The organism is Amycolatopsis sp. NPDC001319 (assembly GCF_042896185.1).
GTDB lineage: Bacteria > Actinomycetota > Actinomycetes > Mycobacteriales > Pseudonocardiaceae > Amycolatopsis.
In genome coordinates this window covers 100,492-113,533 of the sequence record NZ_JBIAWY010000002.1, presented here as the reverse complement: position 1 = coordinate 113,533, position 13,042 = coordinate 100,492, and the positions used below count along the sequence as shown (strand labels likewise).

The following is a 13,042-nucleotide window of genomic DNA, read 5'->3' as shown; positions in this document are numbered from 1 at the left end:
AGGCGAGTACATCCGTACCCGAGGAGGGGTCGTGTTCTCAGCCGTACTGGCGGGACCGCGGGTCACCGTGCACCTGGTCCGGCGGTTGTTTTCGGCGGTGCTGGAGGCGGCCGAGACCGTCCCGCGGATCGCGACCGCGCTCGACGACGTGCGGGCGACGCTGCGCCACCTCGAGCGCCTGCTCGCCTACGTCGCCGAGGAGCTGCCGGACCTCGCCGACCAGGTGGAGCAGATCCGCGCGCGCGTCGACGGCATGGAAGAGGCCTCGAAGGACCGCGTCACCCCGGCGGTCACTCCAGCGTCGCGACGAAGCGGCTGACGGCTTCCATCGGGAACCGCTGGATGTAGCGCCCGGCCGGGGCGGCCGACGCGAGCCGGTACAGCGGCCGCTCGGCCACGGCGTCGCCGCGCGCTTCCGACCGCAGCTCCGCGACCAGCAGCTCGGAGAACACCAGCCCGTTGGCCTCGGTGTTGTTCAGCAGCGCGTCGGCGACGCGGCGCAGCTGCAGCGCACCCAGCTCGCGCCCGCCCGTGCCGGCGAACACGGCGAGGTCGACCTTCACGGTCTTGCGCCGCTTGCCCGCGTTCACGAGCAGGCTCACCGTGCGGGTTCCGCGCACGTCGCCGATCACGATGTCGAGCCGCTCCGCCTCGACGAGCCCGATGCGGCGGACGCCCCACGTGCGCACGACCAGCGTCGTGCCTTCCAGCCAGATCCGGCGGCGCAGCGTGTACAGCACGATGTACAGCAGGGGAAGCGCCACGACCACCGCGACGATCAGGCCGGCGAGCTGGCCGCCGATCAGGCCCGCGATGCCCCCGAACGCCGCGGCCACGATCACCGCGCCGACGAACCCGGACCACGCGCGGCGGCGCGTGAGCTTCGCGTCCTCGGCGAACAGCGGCAGCCGTTCCGGGGCGCCCTTGACGCCGTCCTGCTCGGTCATGCCCGTCACGCCTCCGCCGCCGTGAGTGCGGGGTTGGTCGCGCGTTCGCGCCCGATGGTCGTGGCGGGCCCGTGGCCCGGCAGCACGACGGTGTCGTCGGGCAGGGTCAGCAGCTTCGTGCGCAACGATCTCTCCAGTTCGGCGCCGGAGCCGTCGGAGCGCCCGATCGACCCGGCGAACAAGGTGTCCCCCGTGAGCACCAGCCTGCCACCTTCGCTCGCCTGCCCGGCGAACGCGACCGACCCCGGCGTGTGGCCGGGCAGGGCCACGACGTCGAGCACCAGACCCGCCACTTCGAGCGGGCCTTCGGCCAGGGCCACCGACGGTCCCGCGAACCACTCGCGGTCGGCCGGGTGCAGGTGCAGCGGGAGGTCGTGGCCGGCGGCGCCGGCGACGTGGTCGGGGTGACCGTGGGTGGCGAGCAGCGCGACCGGCGTCAGCCCGTGCTCGGCCAGCGCGGCCGCGAGCGGTTCCGCGGACTCCTGCCCGGGGTCGACCACCACGCACTCGCCGCCGGGCGCGGGGGCGAGCAGGTAGCAGTTCGCGCGCAGCGGCCCCGCGGCGAACCCGACGACGAGCACCAAACCCCTCCAGTCCCGGTGTTTGCGAAGCGGCGCCGATCACGATCGGATCGAGACTAGCGGCCCCTGTACAGAGTCCTCACAGGCTGTGCCCATACACTGCCGCTACCTCAGACGTGTGACATCGAGCCTGAACTGGAGGGCGGGTGGCGACCAACCAGCAGCGCCGTGAAGCCGCTAAGCGGAAACTCGAGCGGCAGATCGAGCGCCGGCGGGACCGGGCCAAGCGACGCAAGATCGTGGGCGCTGGAGTGGTCGGCGGTGTCGTCCTCATCGTGGCCGGCGTAGTCGTGTGGGTCGTGAACAGCGGCGGTGGCGACGACGCCACCGCGGCCGCCACCCCGCCGCCGTCGAGCTCGGCGCCGCCTGTGCCGACCGTCGGCCAGATCCCGACGCAGCGCACGGCGCTGCCGACGCGGCCGAAGGCCCTGCCGAACCCGACCACGTGCTCGTACCCGGCCGACACGACGAGCGCGCCGCCGCCGAAGAAGACCACGGCGCCGGACGGCAAGAACGTGTCGTCGCAGGGCAAGGTCGACATCACGATGAAGACCACCGTCGGCGACATCCCGATCACGCTCGACCGCGCGCTCGCGCCGTGCACCGTCGAAGCGTTCGTGAGCCTGGCGAAGCAGGGCTTCTACACCGACACGATCTGCCACCGCCTCGGCGTCACCGACCTGCAGATGCTGCAGTGCGGCGACCCGAACGCCAAGGGCGACGTGACGACCGACGGCACCGGCGGCCCCGGCTTCACCATCCCGGACGAGTTCATCGACGGCGAGAAGTACGGCCGCGGCATCCTCGCCATGGCCAACACGGGCCAGCCCAACTCGGGCGGCAGCCAGTTCTTTATGGTCTACGGCACCGCCGAGCTGCCCCCGAACTACACCATCTTCGGCAGCATCTCCGACGACGGCCTCAAGGTCCTCGACGCGATCGCCAGGACGGGCATCGGCACCGTCGGCCAGGACGGCGCGACCGGCGAGCCGAAGAAGCAGGTCAAGTTCACGGCCGTCAACGTCGCGGCCTGATTGTTCTCTCGAGGCTCAGTGGCCTTCCCGTTCGAGCTGAACGGCGCCGAACCCGGCGCCGTTCAGCTCGCTCGTTTTCTGGGCGGCTACGGTCACTTCACCGCGATGCAGGTCCGCGCCGGCCGGGTCCGCGGCCTCGACCTGCACCTCACGCGCCTGGCCTCGAGCACTCGCCTGCTGTTCGGCAGCGAACTCGACCTTGATCAGGTCCGCGGCTACGTCCGCAAACTCGTCGCCGGGCAAGGCGCGCTGTCCGTGCGCGTGCACATCTCTTCCTACGCCGGCGAAGAAGCTCCCGTCATGGCGCCCGAAATCCTCGTGCGCACCGGTCCCCCGCACGAGCACGTCGCCGACCCGATCCGGCTGAAGTCGGTGCGGTATGAACGCGACCTGCCCGAGGTGAAGCACACCGGCACGTTCGGCCTGATCCACCACTCGCGCCAGGCTGCGCTCGCGGGCTACGACGACGCGGTGTTCATCGACCACAGTGGACACCTCAGCGAAGCATCCATCTGGAACCTCGGGTTCCTCGAAGGCGACACCATCGTGTGGCCCGAAGCAGCGGTGCTGCCGGGCATCACCTACCTGCTGCTGAAGGAACGGCTGGGCGCCGCAGGCGTCGCGCAGGTGACCCGCCCGGTCCACCCCCGCGAGCTCCCCGGTTTCGACGCCGTGTTCCTCACCAACTCCGAAACGATCGGACGGCCCGTCGCGTCGGTCGACGGGGTGGCGTTGCGCAGTGACCCGGCGGTCGCGCGGCTGCTGGCCGAGGCGTACGAAAGTGCGCCCTGGGACGAGATCTGAGCGGCGCCCCCAGCGTCCTCAGCGGTACGTGAACTTCGGCGGCCGGCGGTTCAGGAACGCGTCGACGCCCTCCGCGTAGTCCTCGCCGTGCAGGGCGGCGAGGCGGATGGCGTCCACTTCGTCGTCCGGGGTCTGCTGGCCCGCGACGATCTTCTCGATGATCCGGTTCATGCCGCGGATCGAGGCCTGCGAACGCGAGCACAGCGTTTCCACGAAGGCCGCGGTGGCCGCGGTGAGGCCTTCGGCGGCGTGGAGATCGTTGACGAGGCCGATCTCGCGGGCGCGGACGGCGTCGATGAGCTCGCCGGACAGCAGGAGGTACCGGGCGTTCGCGGGGCCGACGAGAGAGACCAGCAGGCGGGTCGAGTCGAAGTGGAAGACGATGCCCAGCTTGGCGGGCGTGATGCCGAAGCGCGCGTCTTCCGAGGCGAAGCGGAAGTCGCACGCCACCGACAGCTGGCAGCCGCCGCCGATGCAGTTGCCCTGGATCATGGCGACCGACGGTTTGCGCATCGAGGTCAGGGCGGCCACGGCGCCGTCGACGGCCTTGTCGTAGGTGGCCGCGCCGTCGGCGGTGGAGCGCAGGTCGCGGAACTCGCTGATGTCGGCGCCGGCCGAGAAGTGCTTGCCCGCGCCCGTGAGCACGAGGACCTTGAGAGCCGGGTCGGCCTCGACCTCGGCGACGACGCCCGGGATGGCCGACCACATGTCGTAGGTGATGGCGTTCATCTTCTCCGGCCGGGCGAACGTCAGCCGCGCGACCTCACCGTCGCGCGTGAACTCGAATCCGTCGGTCATGCCAGCACCCTAGCGGGATCGCCCTGCGCGAAACCCGCGTCTGTGACCAGCTCGCCGCGCTAGCGTGGCCGCCATGGGGATGATCGAGGTCGACGGCGCGCGGTTCGGCTACGACGAGGCCGGCGAAGGCCCGCCGGTGGTACTTCTGCACGCCGGACTCGCCGACCGGCGCATGTGGGATCACCAGTTCGCGGCCCTGGCCGAGCACCACCGCGTGATCCGCTACGACCGCCGCGGCCACGGCGACTCGCAGGCGGCCGAAGGCACCGTCTCCCACCACCGCGACCTGCTCGCGCTGATGTCCGCGCTCGGCATCGACCGGGCCGCGCTCGCCGGCTCGTCGATGGGCGGCGCCTACGCGCTCGACGCCGCGCTGGCCGCGCCCGAACGCGTCACCCGGATCGCGCTCGTCGGCGCCGGGCTGTCCGGGCACGAGTGGCCCGAGCCCATGGCGTCGGACAGCCGTGAAGCCATGCGCGCCGCGGTGCCGCGGGAGAAGCTCGAGCGCTACCTCGACCACACCGCCGAACGCGTCGACGAGGAGGACGTCCGGGCCATCGCCGACGCCAACGTCCGCTACCTCGTCGTCGGTCCACATCGGACACGAGCGGACGTGGACCAGGACTTCTACACCCGCGCCCTCGCGCTGTGCGAGGGCGTCTACCGCCGTGAGTGGACCGATCCGAAGTGGACGGAGGACGTCCCGGACACCCGCCACCGCCTCGCCGAGATCACCGCGCCCACGCTCGTGATCATCGGCCTCGCCGACGGCTCAGGCCTGCTCGAACTGGCCGACCGGTTCGAGCACGAAATCCCCGGTGCGACCCGGCTCGACCTGCCCGACACCGGCCACCTGCCGCCGATGGAGCGCCCCGCCGAAGTGACCGAGGCGCTCCGTTCGTTCTTCGCCGATCAGGAAGCCGACGTGACCCGGTAGACGTCGTACACACCCTCGACGCCCCGCACCACCTTCAGCACGTGGCCGAGGTGCTTCGGGTCGCCCATCTCGAACGAGAACCGGCTCACGGCCACGCGGTCGCGCGAGGTCGTGACCGACGCAGAGAGGATGTTGACCTTCTCGTCGGCCAGCACCTTGGTGACGTCGGACAGCAGCCGGTGCCGGTCGAGCGCCTCGACCTGGATGGCCACGAGGAACACCGACGAGGACGACGGCGCCCACTCCACCTCGACCAGCCGCTCGGGCTGGGTGCGCAGGTCGTCGGCGTTGGTGCAGTCCGTGCGGTGCACGCTCACGCCACCGCCGCGCGTGACGAACCCGAGGATCTCGTCGCCCGGCACCGGGGTGCAGCAACGGGCGAGCTTGGCCCACACGTCGCTGGCGCCCTTCACGATCACGCCGACGTCGTTGGACCCGCGCCGCCGCGTGACGGTGGACGGCGTGGCCCGCTCGGCAAGCTCCTCCTCCGCCTCGTCGACGCCGCCGATGAGCGCGACCAGCCGCTGCACCACGTGCTTCGCGCTGGTGTGGCCCTCCCCCACGGCGGCGTACAGCGAAGAGATGTCCCCGTGGCGCAGCTCCTTGGCGACCGAGCCCATCGACTCCGCCGAGACGAGCCGCTGGATGGGCAGCCCGACCTTGCGGATCTCCTTGGTGATCGCTTCCTTGCCCGCGTCGATCGCCTCGTCGCGGCGCTCCTTCGCGAACCACTGGCGGATCTTCGCGCGCGCCTTCGGCGAACCGGCGAACTGCAGCCAGTCTCGGCTCGGGCCGGCGTTCTCCGCCTTCGACGTGAAGATCTCGACGTTCTCGCCGTTCTCCAGCTTGCGCTCGAGCGCCACGAGCCGGCCGTTCACGCGGGCGCCGATGCAGCGGTGCCCCACCTCGGTGTGCACGGCGTAGGCGAAGTCGACCGGCGTGGACTCCGCCGGCAGCGTGATCACGTCGCCCTTCGGCGTGAACACGAAGATCTCGCGCGCAGCCAGCTCGTAGCGCAGCGATTCGAGGAAGTCACCCGGGTCCGCGGCCTCACGCTGCCAGTCGAGCAGCTGGCGCATCCACGCGATCTCGTCGACGTCCATCGAGTTGCCGCTGTGGGTGCCCTTGGTTTCCTTGTACCGCCAGTGCGCGGCGATGCCGTACTCGGCGGTGCGGTGCATCTCGTAGGTGCGGATCTGCACCTCGAGCGGCTTGCCGTCCGGCCCGATCACGGTGGTGTGCAGCGATTGGTACACGCCGAACCGCGGCTGGGCGATGTAGTCCTTGAACCGGCCGGGCACGGGCTGCCACAGCGCGTGGACGACACCCATGGCGGCGTAGCAGTCGCGCACGTCCTCGACGAGGATCCGCACGCCCACCAGGTCGTGGATGTCGTCGAGATCGCGCCCGCGCACGATCATCTTCTGGTGGATCGAGTAGTAGTGCTTCGGCCGGCCCTCGACCTTCGCGGTGATCCGCGACGACACGAGGTTGCCCGTCAGGTCGGCGATCACCTTGCGCAGGTAGGTGTCGCGCGACGGTGCGCGATCGGCGACCAGCCGCACGATCTCGTCGTACTTCTTCGGCTGCAGGATCGCGAACGCGAGGTCTTCGAGCTCCCACTTGACCGTCGCCATGCCGAGGCGGTGGGCCAGCGGAGCGAGCACCTCCAGCGTCTCGCGGGCCTTGCGGGCCTGCTTCTCCGGCGGGAGGAACCGCATGGTGCGCATGTTGTGCAGCCGGTCGGCCAGCTTGATCACGAGCACCCGCGGGTCCTTCGCCATGGCGATGACCATCTTGCGGATCGTCTCGGCCTCGGCCGACATGCCGAGCTTGACCTTGTCCAGCTTGGTGACGCCGTCGACGAGCTCGCCGACCTTGTCGCCGAAGTCGGCCTTCAGCTGGTCGAGCGAGAAGCCCGTGTCCTCCACGGTGTCGTGCAGCAGCGCCGCGACGAGCGTGGTGGTGTCCATGCCCAGCTCGGCGAGGATGGTGGCCACGGCGAGCGGGTGCGTGATGTACGGGTCACCGGACTTGCGCCGCTGGTCGCGGTGCAGCTCCTCGGCGACGTCGTAGGCGCGCTGCAGCAGCGCGAGGTCCGCGTTGGGGTGCAGCTCCCGGTGGATCACGGCGAGTGGCTCGAGCACCTGCTTCACGGGCGCGGCCCGCTGGGCCGTGATGCGCCGGGCCAGCCGGGCCCGCACCCGGCGGGTCGCCGACGGGTTGGGCGCGGCCCCGTTCGCCTTCGGCGGCGGTACCGACTGCGCACCGCGCGCACCGGAGCCATCCTTCGCGGGCACCGGCTTCGCGGGCACCGCGGCGTCGAGCTCTTGGCTCACCCGCACCTCCTGCTGCTCGTGCGGCCTTCGAACCCCCAGGGTAGCCGTTCGACCGCGTGGCCTCGCCGCCTACGTCCGATCGGCAGACGGCGCGCCGCCGAGCACCGGCGGGACCACGTCTTCTTCAACGCAGCACGCGCGTCCCGGCTTCCCGGCCGTTCGCGCTGGTGACGCGGGGTCAGACGACCTGCAGCGCCTCGACCCGGCGGCCCGCCAGCACGCCGCGGCCGCCCAGCGCCGCGAGCTCCAGCACCACCGACACGCCGTCGACCACGGCGCCGGCGTCTTCGAGCAGCTTGGCCGTCCCGGCGACCGTGCCACCGGTGGCGAGGACGTCGTCGATCACGCCGACGCGCTGGCCGGGGTGCACGACGCCGGCCGGCAGCTCCACGCTGGCGGTGCCGTATTCGAGGGCGTAGTCGACCCGGCCGGCCACCGACGGCAGCTTGCCGGGCTTGCGGATGAGCACCACGCCGAGGCCGCGGGAGTACCCGACGGCCGCGGCGAGGAGGAAACCGCGGGCCTCGACGCCGGCCAGCAGCTCGACCCCGGGGGTGAGCGTGCCGGCCAGCGCGTCGACGACCGTGGCGAACCCGGGGCCGTCCGCGAAGAGCGGGCTCAGATCGCGGAACAGCACGCCGGGCTCGGGAAAGTCCGGCACCTCGGCGATCAGGCCGAGGGCCTTTTCCAGCTCCATCCGGCTCAGCGCTTCCGCTTCGCCGACGACACGCCGCCACCGGCGCGGCGCGGCTTGTTCTGCGGACGCGCCTTCGGAGTGCGGGCCGGGACGCCGGCCGCCGCGGCCATCGCCTTCTCCTTGCGCAGCTCGGCGGCCAGGGCGTCGTCGTCCGTCGCGTCGAAGTCCTCGCCCTCGGCCTCGCGAGCGGCGGCCTTGGCCCGGCGGGCCGCGACGCGCTGCGCCTGCTGCTGGTACTTCGGCTCACGCATCTTGAAGTCGACCAGCAGCGGCGTCGCGAGCGCGACCGACGACAGCACGCCGACCAGGGTGCCCGTCAGCTGCACGAGCGCCAGGTCCTGCAGCGTGCCCGAGCCGAGCAGGACGTACCCGACGATGAGCAGGCCGAGGATCGGCAGCAGGGCGATGAACGCCGTGTTGAAAGACCGCATCAGCGTCTGGTTCAACGCCAGGTTGGCCGCCTCGGCGTACGTGCGGCGGGTGAGGCCGAGCAGGCCGCGCGTGTTCTCGCGGACCTTGTCGAAGACCACCACCGTGTCGTACAGCGAGAACCCGAGAATGGTCAGCAGGCCGATCACCGTCGCCGGCGTGACCTCGAAGCCGACGAGCGAGTACACGCCCGCCGTGACCACGATGTCGTGGATCAGCGAGATCAGCGCCGCCGCGGCCATCCGCGTGTCGAAGTAGATCGCCAGGAAGATCACCACGGCGACGAGGAAGACCGCGAGCGCGATCAGCGCCTGCCGCGAGATCTCCCCGCCCCACGACGCGCTCACCGCGCTGTCGCTGATGGCCTGCGCGCTCGGCTGGCCGTTGGTGCCCTCGGGCGCCAGGTCGGTGAACAGCTGCTGCTTCACCTTCGTGACCTGGTCGACGGGCAGCGCCTCGGAGCGGATCTGGATCGTCTTCGCGTTGCCGGTGCCGACGCTCTGGGTCTCCGACGGCTCCTTGCCCAGCGCCTTGGTGAACGACTCGGTCACCTGCGAAGTGGTGATCTCGCCGTGCGCGCCGTGGGCGGGCAGCTGGATCTGCGTACCGCCCTCGAACTCGATGCCGAAGTTGAAGCCGCGGATGAGCATCGAAAGGATGCTGACGAGCACCAGCGCCGCGAAGAAGATGTACCAGCGCTTGCGCGCGCCGACGATGTCGAACGCGCCCGTGCCGACGTAGAGCCGGTGGAAGACGCTTTCCTTCTTGCCGGACGGGGTCTTGCCGGACGGGGTGGCCTTGCCGGCGCCCGCCTCGGCGTCCGTGCCCAGGTCTTCGACGCCCACGTCAGGCCTCCTTCACGTTCGTGCGGCCGACGGCGGGGCGGGCGGACCTGCGCTCCGAGGCCAGGCGCTGGACGGCACCGAGGCCGAGGTTGCGGGGGTTGGACAGGAACGCCGACTTCGACGTGGACACCATCGCCACCAGCGGGTGCGTGACGAGGTAGACCACCACGAGGTCCAGCACCGTCGACATGCCGAGGGTGAACGCGAAGCCCTGCACGTCGCCGACCGCGATCACGTACAGGATCGCCGCGGCGAGGAAGCTGACCGCGTCGGACGCCAGGATCGTGCGCCGGGCGCGAGCCCAGCCGCGCGGCACCGCGGAGCGGAACGTGCGCCCTTCCCGGATCTCGTCCTTGAGCCGTTCGAAGTAGATGACGAACGAGTCCGCCGTGATGCCGATGGCGATGATCAGGCCGGCGATGCCGGCGAGGTCGAGCGTGTAGCCGATCCACCGGCCGAGCAGGACCAGCACCGCGTAGATCAGCAGGCCGGACAGGGCCAGCGACAGGATCGTGAGGATGCCGAGCAGGCGGTAGTAGATCAGGCAGTAGATGAAGACCACGATCAGGCCGATCGCGCCGGCCAGCAGGCCCGCCTGCAGCGACGCCGAGCCGAGCGTCGCCGACACGGTGGTGGCGTCGGAGGAGTCGAACGACAGCGGCAGCGAGCCGTACTTCAGCACGTCGGCGAGGTTCTTGGCGTCGGCCTGCGTGAACTGGCCGGTGATCTGCGTGTTGCCGCCGAGGATGGCGCCCTGGATGGTCGGCGCCGACACGACCTGCGTGTCGAGCACGAACGCGGCCTGTGTGCCGACGTTGGCGGAGGTGAAGTCGCCCCAGGTCTTGCTGCCGGAACCGTTGAAGGTCAGGTCGACGACCCACTGGCCGCGCTGCTGGTCGTAGTTCGAGTTGGCGCTGGAGATCTCGGTGCCGGGCAGGAACTGCGGGCCCAGCACGTACTTCGTGGCGTCCTTGTCACCGCACGCGACCAGCGGCTTGTCCGAGAGGTCGTTGCCCTCGAGCGGGTCGCCGACGTTCGGCGCGCAGGTGAGCGAGGCCAGGGCGGCCTGCTGCGCGGCCTGCGCCTTGGCCTGGTCGGTCGAGACCAGATCCGGGTTCTGCCGGATCGCCTGTGCCTGCTGGATCGGCGTCTGCGCCTGGCCACCGGCCGCCGGCGTGTTCGAGGCCGGCGGGGCCGACGGCGTGGTGCTCGGCGGCTGCTGGGCCGGCGCACCGGCCGCGCCACCGCCGCCGTTCGGCGTGCTCGACGGCGCGCCCGAGGAGGGCGGCGGGGCCTGGCTGCCCGAAGGCGGTGCCGCCGTGCCCGAGGCGGGCGGTGCGGCCGGGTTGCCCGAGGCGGGCGGTGCGGCCGGGGTGTTCGGCTGCGAGGTGATGACCTTGCGGAAGCCGAGCTTCGCGGTCTGGCCGAGGGACTTCGCCTGGTCGCCCTGCGCGCCGGGGACCGTGATCACGACGTTGTTGCCGTCGAGCACGACCTCGGTGCCCGCGACACCGATCCCGTTGACGCGCTGTTCGATGATCTGGCGCGCCTGGTTCAGCGAGTCTCGCGTGGGCTGGCCGCCGTCCGGCGTCCGCGCGGTGAGCGTGACCCGGGTGCCGCCCTGCAGGTCGATGCCGAGCTTCGGCGTGGGCTTGCCGCTGCCGGTGAAGAACACCAGGGCGTAGAGCACGACCACGATCAGGGCGAAGAAGGCGAGATAGCGTCCCGGGCGGAGATGCCCGGCCGATGGTGCCACGGTGCTTCGGTCTCCTCGGACTGGGTGGACCCCAACTGGTTCGGTGAGCGAGCCGGGACGGTGCTCCCGGCACGCTGCTGGGCATGACTATGGCGGCGGACACGCACGCAGCACCGAGACAATACTCGGTGCTGCGTGAGCCCTGCGTTCGCCCGTACCGACTTTCGTCGGCTACGCGCGTGTCACTGCCCGGGGAAGAAGCAGGTCACTTCTTGCCGTGCTCCAGCGGGGGCGCGATCTGCGCACCGGACTTCTCGCCCTCGTCCGCGATGGACTCCTGGGCGGGCGCCTCGGCGGTGGTCGAGGCGACGCCGCCGACGGTCTCGTCGGCGGTGTCCTCGGCGTCGACCTCGGTCTCGTCGGTCTCGACGGCCGGCTGCACCTTCTCGCGGACCGCGATGCGCAGCCACGTGGTGACGACGCCCGGGGCGATCTCGATGTCGATGGTGTCGTCGCCGGAAGCGTCGGCGACGGTGCCGTAGAGGCCCGAGGTGGTCATCACGCGGTCGCCGGGGGCGATGCTCTTCTGCAGGTCCTGCTGGGCTGCCTGCTGCTTCTTCTGCTTGCGGGTACCGAGGACGAGCGGCACGGCCACCACGACCAGCAGCAGCAACGGCAGCAGTAAGTTGTTCATGACTCTCCATTCGACGGACGTCGCGTCGTCGGTGCTTACGTCCGGTTTTGACGGATGTGCTGTCTTCGAGTGTGCCAGGTGCTCGCGAAATCGCCAGCACCCACCGTCCGTTGCGCTCCCGCCGGCCGGTGTCCGACGTCCCCGTCAGCCCTGGTTCAGCTCTGGTCGAACAACGTGGGACCGCCCTGGTCCGGCCGCCCTGCGTCAGGCGGTGGCACCAGGCCGAGGTGCTCCCACGCGGCCGCGGTCGCGACCCGGCCACGCGGAGTCCGGGCGAGCATACCCGCGCGGACCAGGTAGGGCTCGCAGACCTCTTCCACCGTGGTCGCCTCCTCACCGACGGCGACGGCGAGCGTCGAGATGCCGACCGGTCCCCCGCCGAACGAGCGGGTCAGCGCGGTGAGCACGGCCCGGTCCAGCCGGTCGAGACCGAGTTCGTCCACGTCGTAGACCTTCAGCGCCGCCCGCGCGACGTCCCTGGTCACGGTGCCGTCGGCGCGGACCTCGGCGTAGTCGCGGACGCGGCGCAGCAGGCGGTTCGCGATCCGGGGCGTGCCGCGCGAGCGGCGGGCGATCTCCGAGCAGCCGTCGCGGTCGATGGGGATGTCGAGGATCGTCGCGGCGCGGCGCACCACGAGTTCCAGCTCGGCGTCGGAGTAGAACTCCATCTGCCCGGTGAAGCCGAAGCGGTCGCGCAGCGGCCCGGTCAGCGAGCCCGACCGCGTGGTGGCCCCGACCAGCGTGAACGGCGCGATCTCGAGCGGGATGCTCGTGGCGCCCGGTCCCTTGCCGACCACGACGTCGACGCGGAAGTCCTCCATCGCGAGGTACAGCATCTCCTCGGCGGGCCGGGCGATGCGGTGGATCTCGTCGATGAACAGCACGTCGCCGGGCGCGAGGTTCGACAGCATCGCGGCCAGGTCGCCCGCGCGTTCCAGCGCCGGACCGGACGTGATGCGGATGGCCGCGCCCAGCTCGGCGGCCACGATCATCGCCATGCTCGTCTTGCCGAGGCCGGGCGGGCCGGACAGCAGCACGTGGTCGGGCGGCACGCCGCGGCGCCGGGCGCTCTCCAGCACCAGCTCCAGCTGCTCGCGCACGCGGGGCTGGCCCACGAACTCGTCGAGCTTGCGCGGCCGCAGGGTCGTCTCGACCTCGCGCTCGCCGTTCTGCGAGAGCGCGGAGAGCGTCTCGTCGGAGTCGCTGCCGGCTTCGAACTCGGTCACTTCGTGGTCCACCGG

General features: G+C 71.2%; 13 protein-coding genes. 4 read left to right on the top strand and 9 right to left on the bottom strand.

Features of this window, described 5'->3' with window-relative positions; translation table 11 throughout:
• Positions 1 to 31: 31 nt before the first annotated feature.
• The gene (locus ACFY1H_RS06195; RefSeq protein WP_366576856.1) at positions 32 to 319 is read left to right on the top strand and encodes a hypothetical protein; all 288 of its coding nucleotides are present in this window, start codon (positions 32 to 34) and stop codon (positions 317 to 319) included.
• Here ACFY1H_RS06195 and ACFY1H_RS06190 read toward each other — a convergent pair.
• Both ACFY1H_RS06190 and ACFY1H_RS06185 read right to left on the bottom strand, forming a co-directional pair.
• The gene (locus tag ACFY1H_RS06190; RefSeq protein ID WP_366576858.1) at positions 291 to 947 is read right to left on the bottom strand and encodes a hypothetical protein; all 657 of its coding nucleotides are present in this window, start codon (positions 945 to 947) and stop codon (positions 291 to 293) included. The two genes, ACFY1H_RS06195 and ACFY1H_RS06190, sit on opposite strands and share 29 nt — an antisense overlap.
• A 5-nt stretch (positions 948 to 952) precedes the next feature.
• Positions 953 to 1,528, bottom strand: coding sequence for an MBL fold metallo-hydrolase (locus tag ACFY1H_RS06185; protein ID WP_386945007.1), 576 nt, complete (start codon positions 1,526 to 1,528; stop codon positions 953 to 955).
• Between the two features lie 146 nt (positions 1,529 to 1,674).
• Here ACFY1H_RS06185 and ACFY1H_RS06180 point away from each other — a divergent pair, with 146 nt between their 5' ends.
• Positions 1,675 to 2,562 carry a peptidylprolyl isomerase gene (locus ACFY1H_RS06180; RefSeq protein WP_386945005.1) on the top strand — a complete coding sequence of 296 codons (888 nt, stop codon included), beginning with the start codon at positions 1,675 to 1,677 and terminating at the stop codon, positions 2,560 to 2,562.
• A gap of 18 nt (positions 2,563 to 2,580) precedes the next feature.
• Positions 2,581 to 3,366 carry an aminotransferase class IV gene (locus tag ACFY1H_RS06175; RefSeq protein WP_386945003.1) on the top strand — a complete coding sequence of 262 codons (786 nt, stop codon included), beginning with the start codon at positions 2,581 to 2,583 and terminating at the stop codon, positions 3,364 to 3,366.
• Positions 3,367 to 3,384: 18 nt separating this feature from the next.
• Here ACFY1H_RS06175 and ACFY1H_RS06170 read toward each other — a convergent pair whose 3' ends face one another.
• Entirely contained in the window at positions 3,385 to 4,164 is a 780-nt protein-coding gene (locus tag ACFY1H_RS06170) for an enoyl-CoA hydratase-related protein (protein ID WP_366576865.1), read from the bottom strand.
• Positions 4,165 to 4,237: 73 nt separating this feature from the next.
• Between ACFY1H_RS06170 and ACFY1H_RS06165 the strand changes: the two genes are divergently transcribed.
• Entirely contained in the window at positions 4,238 to 5,101 is an 864-nt protein-coding gene (locus ACFY1H_RS06165; RefSeq protein ID WP_386945001.1) for an alpha/beta fold hydrolase, read from the top strand.
• Here the strand turns inward: ACFY1H_RS06165 and ACFY1H_RS06160 are convergent.
• The 6 genes from ACFY1H_RS06160 to ruvB all read right to left on the bottom strand — a co-directional run bounded on the left by ACFY1H_RS06160 (position 5,077) and on the right by ruvB (position 13,039).
• On the bottom strand, positions 5,077 to 7,440 hold the full coding sequence (locus ACFY1H_RS06160) for a RelA/SpoT family protein (protein ID WP_386944999.1): 2,364 nt from the start codon (positions 7,438 to 7,440) through the stop codon (positions 5,077 to 5,079). The genes ACFY1H_RS06165 and ACFY1H_RS06160 overlap by 25 nt on opposite strands.
• Positions 7,441 to 7,618: 178 nt before the next feature.
• The gene (locus tag ACFY1H_RS06155) at positions 7,619 to 8,137 is read right to left on the bottom strand and encodes an adenine phosphoribosyltransferase (protein ID WP_386944998.1); all 519 of its coding nucleotides are present in this window, start codon (positions 8,135 to 8,137) and stop codon (positions 7,619 to 7,621) included.
• A 5-nt stretch (positions 8,138 to 8,142) separates the two neighbouring features.
• A complete protein-coding gene (gene secF, locus ACFY1H_RS06150; protein WP_386944996.1) occupies positions 8,143 to 9,411 on the bottom strand; it encodes a protein translocase subunit SecF in 1,269 nt (422 codons plus the stop codon).
• 1 nt (position 9,412) lies between these two features.
• The gene (gene secD, locus ACFY1H_RS06145) at positions 9,413 to 11,167 is read right to left on the bottom strand and encodes a protein translocase subunit SecD (RefSeq protein WP_366576871.1); all 1,755 of its coding nucleotides are present in this window, start codon (positions 11,165 to 11,167) and stop codon (positions 9,413 to 9,415) included.
• 205 nt (positions 11,168 to 11,372) lie between these two features.
• Complete coding sequence (gene yajC, locus ACFY1H_RS06140) at positions 11,373 to 11,801, bottom strand: preprotein translocase subunit YajC (RefSeq protein WP_386944994.1); 429 nt, start codon at positions 11,799 to 11,801, stop codon at positions 11,373 to 11,375.
• A gap of 155 nt (positions 11,802 to 11,956) precedes the next feature.
• Positions 11,957 to 13,039, bottom strand: a complete 1,083-nt coding sequence (gene ruvB, locus ACFY1H_RS06135; RefSeq protein ID WP_386944992.1) for a Holliday junction branch migration DNA helicase RuvB — start codon at positions 13,037 to 13,039, stop codon at positions 11,957 to 11,959.
• Positions 13,040 to 13,042 lie beyond the last annotated feature (3 nt).

Bases quoted from the DNA above. Each gene is read 5' to 3' on its own strand.
- yajC (WP_386944994.1), bottom strand. From the start codon at position 11,801: ATGAACAACTTACTGCTGCCGTTGCTGCTGCTGGTCGTGGTGGCCGTG.
- ACFY1H_RS06155 (WP_386944998.1), bottom strand. From the start codon at position 8,137: ATGGAGCTGGAAAAGGCCCTCGGCCTGATCGCCGAGGTGCCGGACTTT.
- ACFY1H_RS06190 (WP_366576858.1), bottom strand. From the start codon at position 947: ATGACCGAGCAGGACGGCGTCAAGGGCGCCCCGGAACGGCTGCCGCTG.
- ACFY1H_RS06170 (WP_366576865.1), bottom strand. From the start codon at position 4,164: ATGACCGACGGATTCGAGTTCACGCGCGACGGTGAGGTCGCGCGGCTG.
- ACFY1H_RS06165 (WP_386945001.1), top strand. From the start codon at position 4,238: ATGGGGATGATCGAGGTCGACGGCGCGCGGTTCGGCTACGACGAGGCC.